Annotated in this window: 17 protein-coding genes and 3 tRNA genes; 9 read left to right on the forward strand and 11 right to left on the reverse strand. The window is 55.1% G+C overall.

Annotated elements, in window-relative coordinates:
* Nucleotides 1-8: 8 nt before the first annotated feature.
* Nucleotides 9-464 carry a PUA domain-containing protein gene (locus tag ACAM_RS06420; RefSeq protein ID WP_022542007.1) on the reverse strand — a complete coding sequence of 152 codons (456 nt, stop codon included), beginning with the start codon at nucleotides 462-464 and terminating at the stop codon, nucleotides 9-11.
* A 143-nt stretch (nucleotides 465-607) separates the two neighbouring features.
* Between ACAM_RS06420 and ACAM_RS06425 the strand changes: the two genes are divergently transcribed.
* The 4 genes from ACAM_RS06425 (at nucleotide 608) to ACAM_RS06440 (ending at nucleotide 3,172) form a co-directional block, all read left to right on the forward strand.
* Complete coding sequence (locus ACAM_RS06425) at nucleotides 608-1,030, forward strand: Fur family transcriptional regulator (protein WP_022542008.1); 423 nt, start codon at nucleotides 608-610, stop codon at nucleotides 1,028-1,030.
* Nucleotides 1,031-1,100: 70 nt separating this feature from the next.
* On the forward strand, nucleotides 1,101-1,379 hold the full coding sequence (locus ACAM_RS06430) for a hypothetical protein (protein WP_022542009.1): 279 nt from the start codon (nucleotides 1,101-1,103) through the stop codon (nucleotides 1,377-1,379).
* Between the two features lie 175 nt (nucleotides 1,380-1,554).
* Nucleotides 1,555-2,736 carry a hypothetical protein gene (locus ACAM_RS06435; RefSeq protein ID WP_022542010.1) on the forward strand — a complete coding sequence of 394 codons (1,182 nt, stop codon included), beginning with the start codon at nucleotides 1,555-1,557 and terminating at the stop codon, nucleotides 2,734-2,736.
* 82 nt (nucleotides 2,737-2,818) lie between these two features.
* Nucleotides 2,819-3,172, forward strand: coding sequence for a hypothetical protein (locus ACAM_RS06440; RefSeq protein WP_022542011.1), 354 nt, complete (start codon nucleotides 2,819-2,821; stop codon nucleotides 3,170-3,172).
* Nucleotides 3,173-3,275: 103 nt separating this feature from the next.
* Here ACAM_RS06440 and ACAM_RS06445 read toward each other — a convergent pair.
* Nucleotides 3,276-3,353: transfer RNA gene (locus ACAM_RS06445), tRNA-Arg, on the reverse strand.
* 57 nt (nucleotides 3,354-3,410) lie between these two features.
* Nucleotides 3,411-4,646, reverse strand: a complete 1,236-nt coding sequence (locus tag ACAM_RS06450; protein WP_022542012.1) for an aminotransferase class V-fold PLP-dependent enzyme — start codon at nucleotides 4,644-4,646, stop codon at nucleotides 3,411-3,413.
* Between the two features lie 141 nt (nucleotides 4,647-4,787).
* On the opposite strand from ACAM_RS06450, the gene ACAM_RS06455 reads away from it, so the two are divergent.
* A tRNA-Val gene (locus ACAM_RS06455) sits at nucleotides 4,788-4,865 on the forward strand.
* A 906-nt stretch (nucleotides 4,866-5,771) separates the two neighbouring features.
* On the opposite strand, the gene ACAM_RS06460 is transcribed toward ACAM_RS06455, so the two are convergent.
* Genes ACAM_RS06460 through ACAM_RS06470 form a run of 3 tightly spaced genes read right to left on the reverse strand, consistent with a single transcriptional unit; the run spans nucleotide 5,772 to nucleotide 8,801 of the window.
* Nucleotides 5,772-6,809, reverse strand: coding sequence for an AIR synthase family protein (locus tag ACAM_RS06460; RefSeq protein WP_022542013.1), 1,038 nt, complete (start codon nucleotides 6,807-6,809; stop codon nucleotides 5,772-5,774).
* Complete coding sequence (locus tag ACAM_RS06465) at nucleotides 6,790-7,788, reverse strand: methionine synthase (protein ID WP_022542014.1); 999 nt, start codon at nucleotides 7,786-7,788, stop codon at nucleotides 6,790-6,792. The genes ACAM_RS06460 and ACAM_RS06465 overlap by 20 nt, the downstream gene beginning before the upstream one ends.
* A gap of 2 nt (nucleotides 7,789-7,790) precedes the next feature.
* Nucleotides 7,791-8,801: a methylcobalamin--homocysteine methyltransferase gene (locus ACAM_RS06470; protein WP_022542015.1), complete on the reverse strand. Its 1,011-nt coding sequence runs from the start codon at nucleotides 8,799-8,801 to the stop codon at nucleotides 7,791-7,793.
* Between the two features lie 205 nt (nucleotides 8,802-9,006).
* Between ACAM_RS06470 and ACAM_RS06475 the strand changes: the two genes are divergently transcribed.
* Nucleotides 9,007-10,176 carry an OBG GTPase family GTP-binding protein gene (locus ACAM_RS06475; protein WP_022542016.1) on the forward strand — a complete coding sequence of 390 codons (1,170 nt, stop codon included), beginning with the start codon at nucleotides 9,007-9,009 and terminating at the stop codon, nucleotides 10,174-10,176.
* An 8-nt stretch (nucleotides 10,177-10,184) separates the two neighbouring features.
* Nucleotides 10,185-10,862, forward strand: coding sequence for a hypothetical protein (locus ACAM_RS06480; protein WP_062662768.1), 678 nt, complete (start codon nucleotides 10,185-10,187; stop codon nucleotides 10,860-10,862).
* 45 nt (nucleotides 10,863-10,907) lie between these two features.
* Here the strand turns inward: ACAM_RS06480 and ACAM_RS06485 are convergent, their stop codons facing one another.
* Entirely contained in the window at nucleotides 10,908-11,807 is a 900-nt protein-coding gene (locus ACAM_RS06485; protein WP_022542018.1) for a carbon-nitrogen hydrolase family protein, read from the reverse strand.
* 291 nt (nucleotides 11,808-12,098) lie between these two features.
* Nucleotides 12,099-12,554, reverse strand: a complete 456-nt coding sequence (locus ACAM_RS06490; protein WP_022542019.1) for an NUDIX hydrolase — start codon at nucleotides 12,552-12,554, stop codon at nucleotides 12,099-12,101.
* 88 nt (nucleotides 12,555-12,642) lie between these two features.
* Between ACAM_RS06490 and ACAM_RS06495 the strand changes: the two genes are divergently transcribed.
* On the forward strand, nucleotides 12,643-12,966 hold the full coding sequence (locus tag ACAM_RS06495) for a hypothetical protein (RefSeq protein WP_022542020.1): 324 nt from the start codon (nucleotides 12,643-12,645) through the stop codon (nucleotides 12,964-12,966).
* Here ACAM_RS06495 and ACAM_RS06500 read toward each other — a convergent pair.
* A complete protein-coding gene (locus ACAM_RS06500) occupies nucleotides 12,942-13,322 on the reverse strand; it encodes a hypothetical protein (RefSeq protein ID WP_022542021.1) in 381 nt (126 codons plus the stop codon). The genes ACAM_RS06495 and ACAM_RS06500 overlap by 25 nt on opposite strands.
* Before the next feature lie 281 nt (nucleotides 13,323-13,603).
* On the opposite strand from ACAM_RS06500, the gene ACAM_RS06505 reads away from it, so the two are divergent.
* Nucleotides 13,604-14,089, forward strand: coding sequence for a PD-(D/E)XK nuclease family protein (locus ACAM_RS06505; RefSeq protein WP_022542022.1), 486 nt, complete (start codon nucleotides 13,604-13,606; stop codon nucleotides 14,087-14,089).
* A 121-nt stretch (nucleotides 14,090-14,210) separates the two neighbouring features.
* Here ACAM_RS06505 and ACAM_RS06510 read toward each other — a convergent pair whose 3' ends face one another.
* Nucleotides 14,211-15,380: an ABC transporter ATP-binding protein gene (locus ACAM_RS06510; RefSeq protein WP_022542023.1), complete on the reverse strand. Its 1,170-nt coding sequence runs from the start codon at nucleotides 15,378-15,380 to the stop codon at nucleotides 14,211-14,213.
* Between the two features lie 305 nt (nucleotides 15,381-15,685).
* Nucleotides 15,686-15,773 (reverse strand) — tRNA-Leu (locus ACAM_RS06515).
* Between the last annotated feature and the right edge of the window lie 263 nt (nucleotides 15,774-16,036).

Genomic DNA, 16,036 nt, shown 5'->3' on the forward strand with positions numbered 1-16,036 from the left:
CCCCCCGTTCACCTAAGCCTAACAACCTCTCCCCTGTCAAGCCCCCTTATAAAAACTAGGGGTATCCTAACCCTGCCCACACCCAGCAGCCTATCGTCCTCGTCGACAACTACAGCCTCGTCCCCAGGCCTCAAACCATCGTCACCACCCACAACCTGCCTGGCGAACACGGAGCCCACCAGCTCGACACCCCTCCCCACTACAACCCTGAAACGAGGCCTAGCTACAGCCCTCCTGAGGACCTCGCCCGCCCTCCGAGAGAGGCTGAAATACCCGTCCCCAGCCCTAAGCGTGAGATACGGCTCACCCCCCGCCCAAACCTGCCTCACACGCCCTCCAGCACCAAAGCTCACCTCAAGCCCCCCAACACTCAGTAGGGCATCAGCAGCCTCGGGCGAGAACTGGAGGGCCAGCCTGCCCCAGAGCAGCCTGAAGAGGCGGCTGTCAACAGGCCTCCTACCCAAGACGGCTACCCCCCGCAGTACTACCCGCTGGTGGGCCTCTGAGACGCTAGACGTAAATATGTTGTTATAAAGACCGTGGAGGCCAGAGGATATTTAAGGGACACGCTGCAGAGCCTGGGCTGGCCGCCCCCGAGGTGGACGGTGTGGACGATAAGCAGCTGTACCAGGTCCTCAACATGATTAGGAAAAGGGGTATGAGGCTCACCCCCCAGAGGGTGGCTCTCGTAAAGTACGTCCTCGGTAACGTGGAAAAGCACGAGAGCTTGAGGGAGATCCACGAGAAGATCTCCAGGGATATGCCCGGTATAAGCGTGTCCACAGTCTATCACACACTCAAGCTGCTGGAGGAGCTGGGCTTCATAAAGACGTTCGAGATAAACGGGAAGATACATATAGACAGGCCCCACTTCCACATAAACCTCCACTGCCTCGACACAGGCAAGATAACAGACATGGACGTCGACCTGGGGGGGATAGCTGAGAAGCTGGGGGAATCAGGGCTGAAGATAAGGAACATAATAGTGGAGGTGGAGAACTGTGACCAAAGCCAGGGCAAGCATGAATAGTATGGAGGGGCTGGGCCTCAACTATAAACCTGTAGTGTGGTAAGAGAATACTGTAGTAGGTGCCGCCGCCATGCCCAGGAAAGTGGAGAAGAGCTACCGCTGCGACAACCCGCCGTGTATACATGTGGTTGTAGATAGCAGGAGGAAAATATTCAAGATTTTCCTGGAGGACTACAACCTCATAGCCCCCATACCCTTTGAGCGGGCTATAGCTGCCTGCGAGGATATCAAGAGCCTGAAGAGCTTGGCAGAGAATGAGGGGTTCAGAGAGGCTGTGGACGAGGAGGTAGACATGCTTGCAAGGAAATATCTCGGGGCAGAGCCGTTCGAGGAGGAAATAGAAACCTAGTATGATTTATCTTTTGAAGTGGAGAACACTGTTCCTAAAAATTCTCAGCTCGTGGCATATATAAATACATACTGGATAACCTTTAAACCCTCTAAACTATTGCTAAAACTCTAAATTACTATAACCACATAAATGCGCTTTAACTTAATACTCCAATAATTCTGGGAGATCAAAAGTGCTTGAAGATGAATTGAGGCGCCAGATGTTCGACAGGGAGGAGTGGCATAGCTTCTGGAACCTCCTAGCCCGCCTCTACACCCATGCCAGCGGCTTTCTAAGACTCTACAGAGAACTGGAGGGTAGGCTTGCTGGGAAGAGTGTTGAAGAGCTTTTGGCTGGCGAGAGTGAGAGTGCTAGGAAGATGGTGCTCGGCGGTTTTAAGGTCGACGAGCAAAGGTATAGCCATAGGGCTCTAGGGCTTTTCACCAGCGAGGCCCTGGGCATAAGGATTTCTGGAGACGATTTAAGGAAGCTCGCTTCTAGGGTGCTTGGCGGGGTGGGGCCGCGGGAGGCTGGCCGGGATATAGTGGTGGCGGGTGAGGGTAGCGTTGTGGTCGACGCTATAGCGAGCATAGCCTCAACGCTGGAGCAGCTGCTTAGGAGTAGAGGCTATAACGTGGAGGAATTGGCGGCGGGTAGGGTGTATGATGTTGAAGACCCGCTTTCCGCCGTCTACGCCCTGAGGGACGTGCTGGACTCGAGCAGGAGAATACTCCCCCTGTACAACCCGGTGTCCTTCATGCTGAACAGCTTCTTCTCCACACCCATATACTACCTGGAGGAAGTCTATGGCTTCGGTTTCCAGAGGAGGGATGACATGCTTGTTCCCGAGGACGAGGATGCTAGAGGGGTTTTCGAGGTGAACGGGGTTAGACTGCGCGTTCTACTCGACCCAGGCAAAGCCGGGGATTGGCGTGTCACTGCTATAGTGGGTCACGAGCCCGGTAGCACAGGGTTCGAGATACACCGCCTCAACTGCATCATATACGCCCTCCACAGCTACATATCCTCGACAAAGGAGGGCGGGGAGGGAGTCCTCAAGAGATTCTTCCACGGCATAAGAAACGAGTACGAATACTACATTGAGGTGTATAGGCCGCTTCTAGAGAACGCTGTGGACATAGACAACGCTGTAAGCCTGCTAGAGTCTTGCAGCAGGGAGAAAGCATCGACATGTGGGGCGGTGCATGGTATTGAGGTGTACTGCAATTACCAGCTCGAAGAATGCAGCCTCAAAAAGCTACTAACAGGGTCTAGGAGGAGAGAGCTCAGGAGTTTTCTGCTCAATGTAGGCCTACTGTCCTTCCTCGGCCTGGCAGCTTTCCACGAGGATAAGGTCTATTTACAGAGATTCTAGACTTGTAAATAATAGTAGGACTCTCTAAATACAAAATATAACATGTCATATATCTAGTCTAGTAGTTAAGGAGGTTAACATTTTGTCTGGTAGTGGAGAGAAGAAGGGGGAAGAGGCCAGGCGGAGGGAGCCCGTCGAGATTGAAGAGCAGGGTGAGATGGGCGCGGAGCATCGGGTAGAAACCTTCGCAGGCGAGAGAGCAAGCCCGGGCAAGGGAGGTATTGAAGTCCGCAAGCCCGGGCAAGTAGATGTTGCCATGCCCGAGCAGGGCATGGACCCCAGTATTGAGTCGGAGGCGAGGCGCGGGATACTGGGGAGACCCATATTTCTTCTTAAGGCCGATAAGGTTGAGGTGAAGGACGCTATAAACCATGAGATAAGCCACAGGCTCGCCAGAGAGAGGAAGCCTAGGGAGGAGACGGGGAGTCAACGCTAGTGGTAGTACGGATAATTTAAGTTACGCGCTAAAGACCTGAGCTATCTCGACGCCTCTACCCAAGGCATATGAGTTAGGAGCCCCAGCCCTTTCCCTGGTGGTGTGGCGGGCCCGGGGGGATTTGAACCCCCGACCACCGGCTTAGGAGGCCGGCGCTCTATCCTGGCTGAGCTACGGGCCCCCTCTCCTTCGCCTCCTGGATCCTCTTTCGTTTTATCTCCTGCTGTGGCTAAAAGCGTTACCTCCTCGTGGTGAGTATCTCCTCTAGGGCTTCTGCGAGCCTCTCGGCATCCTCCTTGCAGTTGTAGATGTAGAAGCTGGCCCTCACGCTCCCCGTGCTGGCGCCTACATGGTCGTGTAGTATGTGGGCGCAGTGCAGGCCTGTCCTGACTGCTATCCCCTTCCTGTCCAGGAGGAGGCCCAGCTCGTCGGGGCTTTTCAGGTGTGTGGTTATAGAGACTATACCGTGCCTCTCCCCCGGATTGTCGGGGCCTACGTAGCGTATGAGGCCCTCCCTGTAGAGGGGCTCCAGCAGCTTCATAGTGTATCCTGTGAGCTCGTCCTCATGCTCCGCCACCCGCTCCATACCTATCTCCATGAGCATCTCAGCCGCCTCTGCAAGGCCGACGGCCTCTATGATAGGCGGTGTCCCGGCTTCGAACTTCCACGGAGGCTCCTCCCACTCTATCTCGACCGAGCCCCCCTTAAGCCTAACCCTAGATACAGTTCCTCCCCCGCCTAGCGGCGGCTCCAGCTCCTCTAGTAGATCTCTCCTGGCCCAAAGCACCCCTATACCGGTTGGCCCCAGCATCTTGTGCCCGCTGAAGGCCGCCATATCAACCCCCATCCTCCTGAAGTCTACTGGCAGGTGGGGGACTCCCTGGGCTGAGTCTAGGACGACGAGGGCGCTCACCCTCCTTGCGGCCCTCACTACGTCCTCCACGGGTGCTACAGCCCCGGTCACGTTGGACACATGCCCAACCGCCACAACCCTTGTATCCTCTGTTACATAGTCGTCTAGCAGATCCCACCTGGGCACCCCCCTGCCGTCCAGGGGTAGTATCCTGGCCCTTCCACCCCCTAGCCTGGCGGCCCTGACCCAGGGAAGCAGTGTGGAGTGGTGGTCGCCAGCTGTCACCAGGACCTCGCCGCCCCTGAGGAGGCCGTTGTAGGCCAGCGTTAGGGCGGCTAGCTGCATAGCCTCGGTAGTGTTGCGGGTGAAGACAACCTCGTCCCAGCTGCCCCCCACGAGCCTGGCCACAACGTCTTGCGCCTCCTCGTAAGCCTTACTAGCCTCTATGCTAAGCCTGTGGACGCCGCGGTGAACATTGGCGTAGCTCCTATAAGAGAACTCTCTCATAGCCTCTACAACACGCCGGGGCTTAAGGGTGCTCGCAGCATTATCCAGATAAACAACCCCCCTCTCCAGCTCAGGAAACTCTGAGCGAAGCTCATAGCAGCTAAGCCCGGGCATAAGCCTAAAGACACCTCCAAGATAGAGGTCCTCTAATACCCAGTTAAGGTATAGTGCGAACCACAGGGTAAAACTTGAAGCATAGAAGGCGGAAACCTATAAGACCCCGCCCCGATAAGAACTGTTACCACTGGGGCCCAAGGGCCCGTCGTCTAGCCTGGTTAGGACGCCGCCCTGACGCGGCGGAGGTCCGGGGTTCAAATCCCCGCGGGCCCACCAAAACTCCACCATAAACAATATAAACAGTCTAAACTCTATCTCCCTCCCTATAACGCTTTCACTATCTCGAAAAATCGCCTGTGTTATACCCCTTGCAACTCTATCCAGTAGAAACCATAAACCACAACCAGAAGACCGTCCCCTAACCCTTCTGGCTAAAACTTCCAGGCTACCATTAAGAATACTAATCCGAATACACCTCCCAATATTAGCTAGATAACACATAAGAAAATAAGACCCCAACAATGCATACACCTAAAAGACAGCACCCAAATCTTTTCCCCTTTTCTGGAGGGATGTATATACGTTTAGATTGGGGTTATGTTTATTAGGTTTGGTTGGACCTCCCTCCTTGTTTGTATATATTTTTGTGTGTGGTTGTTTTTGTACCTCAATGTTTTCCCCTCCGGCTGGGGGAGTATATACTCTTATCTCGTTGGTAAGGGTTATTAGGCTCCGTGTGGACCCCCCATATGGCGAGGCCCCCGGGCTAGGGCTGGGGGCCGTGCAATAAACCCCCGGGGGCCGGGGGTTTATCTATGTGATAGAGTTGACTAGCCTCCCGCCCCCGGGATGGCAGGGTGGAAAATAGAATATAGTATCGGCTGTAGACACTACAACGCACACCAACAAAACCATGTGCAGAATCTTCGAGATAGAATTGCAAGCACGTCTGCAGCCAGCCCCAATCCCCGACATAACGGTTTATGAATCTTCGAGATAGAATTGCAAGGTAGGCCCTCCGGGTTTGCAATAGCACCCTTGTCCTTTGAATCTTCGAGATAGAATTGCAAGCTGCATTTCGTTGTCGCCGCGATGGCGGGGCTACTGGTCGTGAATCTTCGAGATAGAATTGCAGGAGTGTCGAAGGTTTATATAGGGAGGGCTGGAGGAGCCTGTGCGAGGTTAGCCTGAGCCTGTAGAGCCGTGGAGCCTTGCGATCTCGTCCATAGGAGGCTCCCTAAACGTCTTGACCCCGTTGCTCGTGACCAGCCTTAGAGCCGGCTCTCCTGACCTGCCGGACACTCTGCCTATGAACGAGTACTCCACTCCCATCTCCTCGAGGACACGACTCGCCTCGCCAGCCTTCTCTGGAGGCACTGTGGCGAGGAGGGTGCCGCTGCTTATAAGCCGTAAGGGGTCTATGCCTAGGGTGCTAGCCACTATCCTAGTCGCCTCTCCTAGTATTATCTTGTCCTCCTCAACCTCGATAACAGTCCTGGAGGCCAGGGCCATCTCCACGAGGCCTCCTATAACACCTCCCTCGGTGGGGTCGTGCATGGCGCTGACAACACCCGCCTCGGCAAGCTCTATAGCCTCTTCAACTATACTTACCCTAGAAGCAAGCAGCCTAGCCCCGGCTATAACATCCTCGCCCACAGCACGGCTCCTGAGCATGTCGGCGAAGTCTGTCGCTATTATGGCTGTACCCTCGAGGGCGGCGGGTTTGACCTGGAGGACCAGGTCCCCGGGCCTAGCGGCGCTGGTGGGCGTTGTACATCCTCCGCAAGTTATTCCAGCTGCAGCCGCCACTATGATGGGCCTGGTAACCCCGGGCGCCGCCTCAGTGTGGCCACCCACTATCTCGACGCCTATTTCCTCAGCCGCCCTAACAGCATCGCCGAGCAGGGAGGCGAGGCTATCTTCGCTGGAGCCCGGGGGCATGAGGACAGCGAGCATCTCCCACCTGGGGCGGGCTCCCGTCACGGCTATGTCATTGGCGGCCACGTGAACAGCGAGCCAGCCGGCGAGGGTGCCCGCCTCTGTTATTGGATCTAGATGCATAACCAGGTCTATAGGGCCTAGGCTTACTATGGCCGCGTCCTCGCCCACTGAGGGGCCTACCCGGGTGGATCCGGCCCGTCTCCTGCCAGCCTGCTGGAGTACTTTAGCCAGGTTTGAGAGGGGAAGCTTCCCTATCCAGTCACCACTCTTCCCGTGCAATCCTTGCTGCCTCCACCATGTTCCTCAGCTTGGCCCTAGCCACCTCTCTGGGCAGCCTCTTCAGGCCGCAGTCCGGGTCTACGTAGACCTTCTCGGGCCCCACAATATCAGCTTTCATGAGCTTGTCTATAGCGTCCTTCACCTCCTCCACGCTCTCTATCTGGAAACTGTGGACGTCGATAACGCCGTAGCCTATCTCCTTGTCGTACCCATACTCCTTAAGGTATGGAAGCAGCCTGAAGTTGCTGTTCTTCATCTCTAGGTCGAACTGGTCGACGGGATAGTCGAGTATGTAGGGCAGTATCCTCTCCAGTTCCCCGTAGCATATGTGAACTATCCTCTTGGCGCCGACTCCTTTGAAGACTATTTCTAGTGCTTCCTTCAACAGCTCGGCCTCCTCCCTGAAGGGTCTGGTTGAGAGGGCCGGCTCGTCGACCTGAATATACTCGGCTCCCCGGCTGAGCGCCTCGTCTATCTCCCTCCTTATCGCCTTGGCGAGGTCGAATATCAACTCCCTCCTGTCGCCATAGTGTAGGTCGAAGCTCCACTCCAGCATTGTGTAAGGGCCTGTTATTATGAACTTCACGGGCCTTCCAGCGCTTATGCTCCTCGCGTACTCCCAGTCATCTATTATCATCGGCTTAACCCACCTCACCTTCCCCGCTACTATGGGTTTTCTAAAGTATACGTTGTCGAATACCCTAACCCAGTCGCCCTCCCTATAGCCCTTGAGCCTCTCGGCGAAATACACTACCATATCCTCCCTAGTCTGCTCGCCGTCGCTTATGATGTCGACGCCGGCCCAGAGGTAGTCCTCCACCACCATCCTTATAGACTCTCTCGCAATCCCGTGGAACTCCTCCTCGCTAATCTCGCCTGACCTCCTCTTCTTTATAGCCTCGGCAGCGGGCCCTATCTTCGGGTAGCTGCCCACAACTGTTGTGGGGAATTTTCTGGGTACGGAGTAGCCGTTAGACACCCCTATTCACCCCCTGCGATAGCTATTTGGGCGCCGAGCTTTTCTGCTAGAGCGTGTGTGTAGCGTCCTAGGAGCGCGGTCTTCCTGATTGCATACCGGTATGGTATGAGGTCCAGCCATGTCGATGTCGTTAGTATGAGCTTCTCGGGCTTCACACTCTCCACAACCCTCCTCACCACAGCCTCCACCTTCTCGAAGCTCTCGCTGTATATACTGCGCGCGTCTATAACCCCCAGCGCCAGCCCCTCTCCCGATCCCTTGCTGGCCACAACCTCTACCCCCCTAGACCCTGCTGCGACGAGATCCACCATCACATAGTCTACCCTAGCGTCTAGAAGGGCCTCGTAAACCTCAGGCCTGGGCGGGTAGAAGTATACTGAAACCATAGTCTCCGCACCCCCAGCCCTAGAAGCTATAACCCCGGCCAGCTCCGCCGCCAGCACAGCATGGTCCCTCGTCGACTTCGGCTCTGAGAGGATGGGCTCGTCTATCTGGACGAAACCAGCCCCCGCTTTAACAGCCCGCTCGGCCTCGTCAGCCAGGAGGTTGGCTATAGCCTCAGCCAGCTCCTCGTCCGAGATACCGGACTCGTTCCTCGACATCAGGGTGAAGGTCACTGGCCCTGGCACCACAACCTTGAGCCTAGCGGGCTCTGCGACATGGGAGTAGGATAGGACCCTGGGCGCCAGCACGGGGTCCGTAGGCTCCGGCTCGCCGGTGAAAAGCGGTATACGGTAGAAGAAGTTATTGTCAAAATACCTCAAGAGACTTGTGGGGGTAACGTTCCTCCAAGCCTTGGAGAACGGCCTGAATATGTCGTGCCAGTCGAGCATACCGTCGACCACATAGGGGAAACCCTGGGAGACCTGGGCTCCTATGACAGCCGAGGAGGCCTGGTTCAGCACCCCCGCCAGCTCTACATTGGAGATCTCGCCCTGCTCCAGCCTCCTCAAAGCCCTCCTAACATACCTGCTCCTAGGATACCCCCCCAGAACCTGTCCTTGGATAAGCAATACTCACAACACCCCGCCGCATGTCTGAGAGTAGATGTTTTGCCTGTGCAGGGATAAAGATATAAACTATACACTATGTCCCCCAGGAGGGATGCGGTGGAGCGTAAACCACGAAACCCGGGTTATATAGCGGTAAGTCTCATTAGCCCAGCCTCTGTCTAATAGAGATAACTTGGATCTAGGGCTGGAGGGTGCTGTCTAGGGGTTGCCAGCGAATCTGCCTCCCGAGGCTAAGGCTAAGCTCGCTAAATACAGTGACGCAAAGAGCGTGGAGGAGAAGATACAGGCTCTAGAAGAGTTTATAAGCGCAGTGCCGAAGCATAAGGGGACAGAGAACCTCCTCCTCTGGGCCCGAAGGAGGCTGGCCGAGCTTAGGGAGGAGCTTGAGGAGAGGAAGAAGAGGCGTGTAGGCGGTGGCCCGAGCTTCTTCGTCGAGAAGAGCGGTGCTGGCCAGGCCGTCCTCATAGGCCCTCCCAACTCGGGGAAGAGTAGCATACTCGCCGCCCTGACGAACGCCAAGCCCGAGATAGCCGACTACCCCTTCACCACACGCATGCCACGGGCTGGCATGCTCCCCTTCGAGGATATACAGTTTCAAATAGTAGATACGCCACCTCTGCTGCCGGGAAGCGGCTCATCGGTCAACAACAGGGTTCTAGGCTTGGCTAGGAACGCTGACGCTATAATACTGGTCTTCTCGCTTGACGATACAAACATTGTTGAGACTATCGATGCTGTTGTTCGGGAGGTTGAGGATAGGGGGATAGTCATAACTGGTAGGAGGGGGCTGGCGAGGATTATGAAGTCGAGGGAGGTTACCGGCGTAAGGATAGAGGGGCCTGGGCGCCTCACCGACGCTACGGAGGACGATGTTAGGAGGCTGCTGTCACAGTATAGGATATACAATGCCATAGTTTATATAGAGGGCGACGTAAGCCTTGACGACGTCGAGGCCGCTGTCTACATAAACCTTGTCAGGAAACCAGCACTAGCAATACTGAATAAGGTCGACCTGCCCGGGGCTCGTGAAACCGTTAAACCGGCTCTCAAGAGGCTGGGCGAGATGGGCATAGAGGCCATAGTAGCCTCGGCAGTAAGGGGGGATGGGCTCGGGGAGGTCGCACCCAGGCTTTTCAGGATGCTAAATATAGTGAGGGTGTACACTAAGCAGCCTAACAAGGAGCCTGACAAGGACCCGCTGGTGCTACCCCGGGGGTCCACTGTTATGGATGTTGCCAGGCATATACATAAGGACCTGGTTAGGAGGTTTAAATACGCCAGGGTGTGGGGAAAGAGCGCTAAGTACCCTGGCCAGAGGGTAGGGCCGGAGCATGTAGTGGAGGATGGGGATATAGTTGAGATACATGTGAGGTGAAACATCTAATGCAGGGCTGCAGCCTCCTGCCCGCCAGCCCCCTCAGGGAGGCGGCAGCCATAACCGTGCTTGCCTTATATGTGATGCTCGTTGTCATACCGGTATCGAGGCGCCTCCACTCAGCGCTGGTGAAGAGAGGTGTAGGCGAGGAGTCTAGCCGGTATTATGTGAGGAAGTTTATACACGTAGCCGCTGGGGGTGTTGTCGCCCTCCTAGTACCAGTGCTCTTCACCAGCCCACTACTACCTACGCTCGCAGCACTAACGCTAGCTGCACTACTGCTAGCCTTACATGGCAGGCTCTCGTGGTTCCAGGTTTCGGATAACATGTATGACGTCAACTTCAACATAGCCTGGGGAGCCTCCATGGCTGCTCTATGGTGCTACACCGGCGACCCCTGGATAGCCGTGCTACCAGCCCTCTTCATAAGCTTTGGAGACGCCGCCACAGGTATAGTTAGGAACTTGCTGTTCGGCCGCCGCACTAAACACTGGCTAGGTAACGTAGCTATGGCGGCTGTTTCGATACCCATAGGCGTGGCTATAGCGGGCTGGATAGGCCTGGCGGCTGCCCTGGTCTCCTCGGCGGTGGAGAGGGTTGAGGCCGGGGCAATAGACGACAACATACTAATCGCCCTCTCCTCGAGCCTAGTTATACTCGCGGCCGCAGCTACAGGCCAGCTCTAGAAGGATCCTAAACTGCACATCCCTGTCTAGGGTTGACAGTAAGCTTCACACTAAAGACTCCCTAGCCGGGCGCGGCTGCCGGGCGTCTATGATGGAGGCCGCTCTATGCCTACTCCTAGCCTCCCTCAACCACTCATCAAGATCCACACCCCTCATACGCCTCCACCAATCCCTCCTCAGGCTTGAGACCCCCTGGACGTCTATACTGTAAACACCCATCTCCTCCCCACTGCCCAGCTTAAGCCTAACCCACCCGTCTGTACTGCTGGCCCCGGACGCCCACCAGGCGCTGGCCTCCTCGCCTGTCGAGGGAGGTACTATAACGTGGCTGAGACCCCCACCGCGGAAAGTGTAGCGCTTGGTGAATAGAGGGAACGAGGCCATGTCAACCCCTACTACCGGCGTGTAGAAGTCTAGGGCTCTAGAGAGGTTAGCCTTCACCCAGTGCTGCTCCATGCTGAACATGTATGAAGGGTTTATGAAAACGTCAGCACCCCCGAGGAAAAGCTCAAGGGCGGCCTCAGGAAAGCTCCAGAAGTCGGCGCATACAGCAACACCAAGCCTGGCCCTGCCTATATCCACCACCGCATAGTCGCCCCTCCATCTATCGAAGCCCCAGAGCCTCCTCTCAAGCCTGCCAACATACCTCTTCCTCTGCCTGTACAGCGGCTGCCCATCCGGCGAGTAAATAGTCGCCGTGTTGTACAGCCTACCGCCCTCCCTATAAGCCACCCCAGCGACCACGTAAACCCCTGAATCGGCGACAGCATCGAGGAGACTCCTCGATTCGTGGAATGGAAAGTACTCGGGAAAAACAACAATATCCGGCTCGAGACGGGAGGCTCTTGAGATAAGCTCTGCTGCTTTCGCAGGGTTTCCAGGATGCGAAGGATCGTTATTCACAGGCACTGGCTGTACAACAGCAACCCTAAGCACACCCTGCACAGGTGAACACCCTCAAGCCCCTTTCCTCATTAACATTCGTTACCTAAACTCTCACTTAACTCACTTAATACCTGATACCACCATCCTCAGGTTCTATTGATGGGTTCTCCGTGACGGAGCGCCCCTCGGTGGGGGGCGAGTGTGGCTGGCGGTTTTGTGAATTGCTAGCGGTTATGGGCCTTGGGCTTGGAGTTTAGGTAGAGTGGGGGTTTGACGAGGAATCCGGGAAACGATCCCCCGGGAGGCTTGGTGCTTCCCGGGGGGATGAGTGGGGCGAACTTCTCCGACCCCCTAGAGGCTTTTTATGAACGTTATCTTCCCGTTCACTATGACGAGGTAGTACGGCTTTGCCGATTCACTCTGCTTAGCCAAGACCTCGGCAAGGCTTTGTGGCCATAGCTTCTCTATAAACTCGTCTAGCCTCCGCCACTCTAGCTGGACGAACTTGCTACGGCTCCTCGGGTTTCCTTTGTAGTTGCATGTGAAGTAGAAGAGTATCTCGTGGAAAGGTTGATCCGTCTCTAGCACCTCCACTATGTACATAAGCTTATCGGGCTCAACTATAATCCCCGCCTCCTCCTTCATCTCCCTCACGAGACATAGAGGTATACTCTCGCTATACTCAACCCTACCTCCCGGGAATACGTAGGCCTCTTTCTTAGGGTCCCACTGAACGAGGAGCCGGCCGTCCCTCCTCTCTATTATGCATCTGGCCCTCACCACAGGCGTCCTCCTATGCCTCGGCACTATACAGTACACCCCCCGGAGGTGGTAATATCGGGTTGTCATCCAGTTATTCTTTAAACACACCTACCCTCTACTGGGGGACTACCGCTTGGAAGGGCTCATATATACAGTGTTGAAGGCTATAGGTGAAAACGGCGTCCTCACTCCGGGCGATGCTGTTAGGGTTGTCAGCGCCCCTCGCTATAAAATTCTGGCGGCGTTCCAGATGCTAGAGGAGCTCGGGCTCGCAGAGACTATATATAGTAGGGGGAGCCATAAGGTGTTCACACTGACAAGCCTGGGAAGGAAGGTCCTCATTGCTATAGAAAGCGGGCTAACACTCAGGGGGCTGCTGGAGGAGGGTGTTGAGAGGACTCAGCCCACGATTTCCGAGGCAGCGTCGGCGGATCAAGTAATATCATCCGGAACATAGGCTGGCTTGCCTTCGAGGTTGACTACGGGTATTGCAAGCCATCCCGGCTTGACTCTATTACCGAGCTCCACATTCTCCCCGTTCTCGTCAACCTTGACCAGCACATAGCCAGGAGCATTGTCCTCCCCATCATCGAGGGTTTCGCTGTAATAATATATTATGGGCACTCCATATTGTTTATAGTAATCCTTATAGACGGTCTGCACCATGTAGAAGGCCTTGCCACCATGTTTAAACCTATATATCGGGCTTACCGACATCCTGACCGCGTTCACCGAGGCGAGCCTAACGAGGTCGTTAAGTCTTGAAACCTTAACAGCCACTGCCACCGGTATCTCAGGCGAGCTTTCCTCCATATCACTACACCAACTATTATCTGTATGAAGCTAGAGTAATTTAGAGGTGGCCAGGGCGCCGGAGTACTCTCTACCCCCTCGATACTACGACTCATAGAGTAGTACCAGCCTTCAGCTATCTAGGGTGTCGGAGTGTGGTGTCTCCCGCAGGGAAGCTTGGTCTGGTGCCCGCGTCAATGGTCGCGGGGCAATTATACTGTGAGTATAGGGTTCACCTAGACTTAGGCCGGAGCCGCGCTCCTACACAGGGGCTAGCGAGACGTGTTGCCAGGAGGGTTATTGTGGAGGAGTCTGAGAGAGGCCTCGCAAGGGTTACAGTGTATGGAGAGGTTATGGGGGTGCCGCTGGTGGCCAGCCCCGACTTCGTGTTTTTTGACGGTGGGAAGGCGGCTGTAGTGGGGAAGACAGCTATAAGGGAGCCGCCCAGGAGACTTGCGGCAGACGTGGTGTATCTCTACATATCGACAGCTCTTCTCGAGGACAACGGGCTAGCTGGCGATGGAAGCGTAATTGCGGTTGTTGTAGGGCGGGGCGAAAAGTGCCTGGAAGACCTTCTAAGACAGGGAGTGCAGGAGGGCTTCAAGCCTCGGAAGACTGGCTGCGGCGTAATCTACACCGAGATATATAGTCGAATGGAGGCTTTGAGAAGGCTCCGCAGTCTGTTAGAGTACTGGAGGGGAGAACGGCCGCCGGTGCCCAGCCCATCGCCCCACCGCTGCTCAAAGTGCAGATACCGGGATACCTGTGAGCACAGTACCAGGGCCTAAGACTAGCTAGGGCTTGGTAGCCGCCTGCCCAGGGCTCTAGACTCCACCTTCTTAAATCGTCCTATGTCACCGTCCTCAGGGAGAGTCCCTCTACTCGAATCTCCATACCATGTTCTCCGGACTACCCCTCCTCCATATCCTGTTTTCTGGGCGTGTGCATGGGCTCTGCTATGGCCTCTTCCATTCCAGGGGCTTCGAGGTATTCTATATTGATCTCCGTCTTGGGGTCGAAGTACATAACCTTATCCTCCTCTATACTAATATAGATCCTGCTGCCAGGCTTGGGCTCGACAACCGGCGGGACTATTGCCTTAACCTGGCTGTTGCCAACTATCAGGGTGACTATGTTTTCTCGCCCTAGCGTCTCAACCGTATACACCTCAGCCTCTATAGACACGTAGTCACCTAAGGGGCTTTCAGACAGGACTACTGATTCCGGCCGGAATCCCAGTATTATGGAGTCAGAATCCACGGCCGCCAGCTTCTCTGCAATATGCCTCGGCGGGCAGTAGCGGCCGCCGCCGGGTAGTAGCAGGCACTTTCTACTCCTGTCAAGATTTACTGTCACAAGATTCGCGGGGGGAGTGCCTATGAAGCTGGCGACGAAGACATTCCTCGGCTTATGGTAGATCTCCCACGGTTTCCCTACTTGCTGTATAACACCCGAGGCTATTACGGCGATCCTATCGGCCATAGCAAGAGCCTCACTCTGATCGTGGGTTACATATATAGCGGTTATCCCCAGCTCCTTCTGCAGCTTCTTCAGTTCACTCCTTATCTTTATCCTAAGAAGTGCGTCTAGGTTGCTAAGGGGCTCGTCGAGAAGAAGGACCTCGGGCTCCTTAACCAGGGCTCTCGCCAAGGCCACCCTCTGCTGTTGGCCCCCGCTGAGCTGTGAGGGATACCTGTCCAGGAGCCCTTCTATGCCGAGTAGCTTGGCGGCGCTAGACACCTTCTCCTTTATAGTGTCTTCGCCGAGGTTCCTTAGCCTAAGAGGGAAGGCTATGTTCTCATACACCGTCATGTGGGGGTATAGGGCGTAGTTCTGGAAGACGAGGCCTATATTCCTCTTGTTAGGGGGCAAGTCGGTGACGTCTCTATCGTTAAAGTAGATCCTACCCCTGCTAGGCTTGTAAATACCTGCTATAAGGTAAAGCAAAGTAGTTTTGCCGGAGCCGCTGGGACCCAGTATAGACACGAACTCCTTATCCTCTATATAGAGGTTAACATCCCTGACGGCAACAACGTTGCCAAAAACCTTCCAAACGCCGTCAAGCCTTACACTAGCCAAGGCCAATAACACCCCTCGATCCCAGCCCCCCAACTATGAGCCAGCGTAACTCAAGAGAGGCCGTGGGCCTTCGGAGGCCATTGAAAGCACACGGCGCCTAGTAAATAAAGTAGTGTTTTTGGCACCAAATTTAAGCTCACAGCATTGGAAACACTATAACAGTTAACAGAGGGTCCCGGGCCTCGCACCATTAAAACCGCGTGTAAACACGCGCTACCAGTATGTACGTTGACAAGCCAGACACTTGCGAGCTAGTTATCCTACCAGATAAGGTACTGTTGTAAAGACTGTGGTCACTCGCTAAGTGGTGCGGGGGGTGGGATTTGAACCCACGCAGGCCTACGCCATCGGGTCCTGAGCCCGACCCCTTTGGCCAGGCTCGGGCACCCCCGCACCGATAATCAGGATTTTCGATACGCGGCCTTTAAACGCTTTGGACTCTTAGGCTTCACTGGCTGGCGATTCCTTGCCTCTTCTTGCCGTCTGTTAACCAAAGGTTAACACAGTTCGTATAAACCCCGGAAATCATGGATTAGGCTATACGCATGTTTAAACCATCTGTATTATTGGCTTCCCTTTTATGATAATACCATTCAACTGCTAAAACGGTGGTCCCTACATGAACAAAATTTGTTGCCGCTTTAACAGCGTTGGAT

It is taken from the genome of Aeropyrum camini SY1 = JCM 12091 (genome assembly GCF_000591035.1).
Taxonomy (GTDB): Archaea; Thermoproteota; Thermoprotei_A; order Sulfolobales; family Acidilobaceae; genus Aeropyrum; species Aeropyrum camini.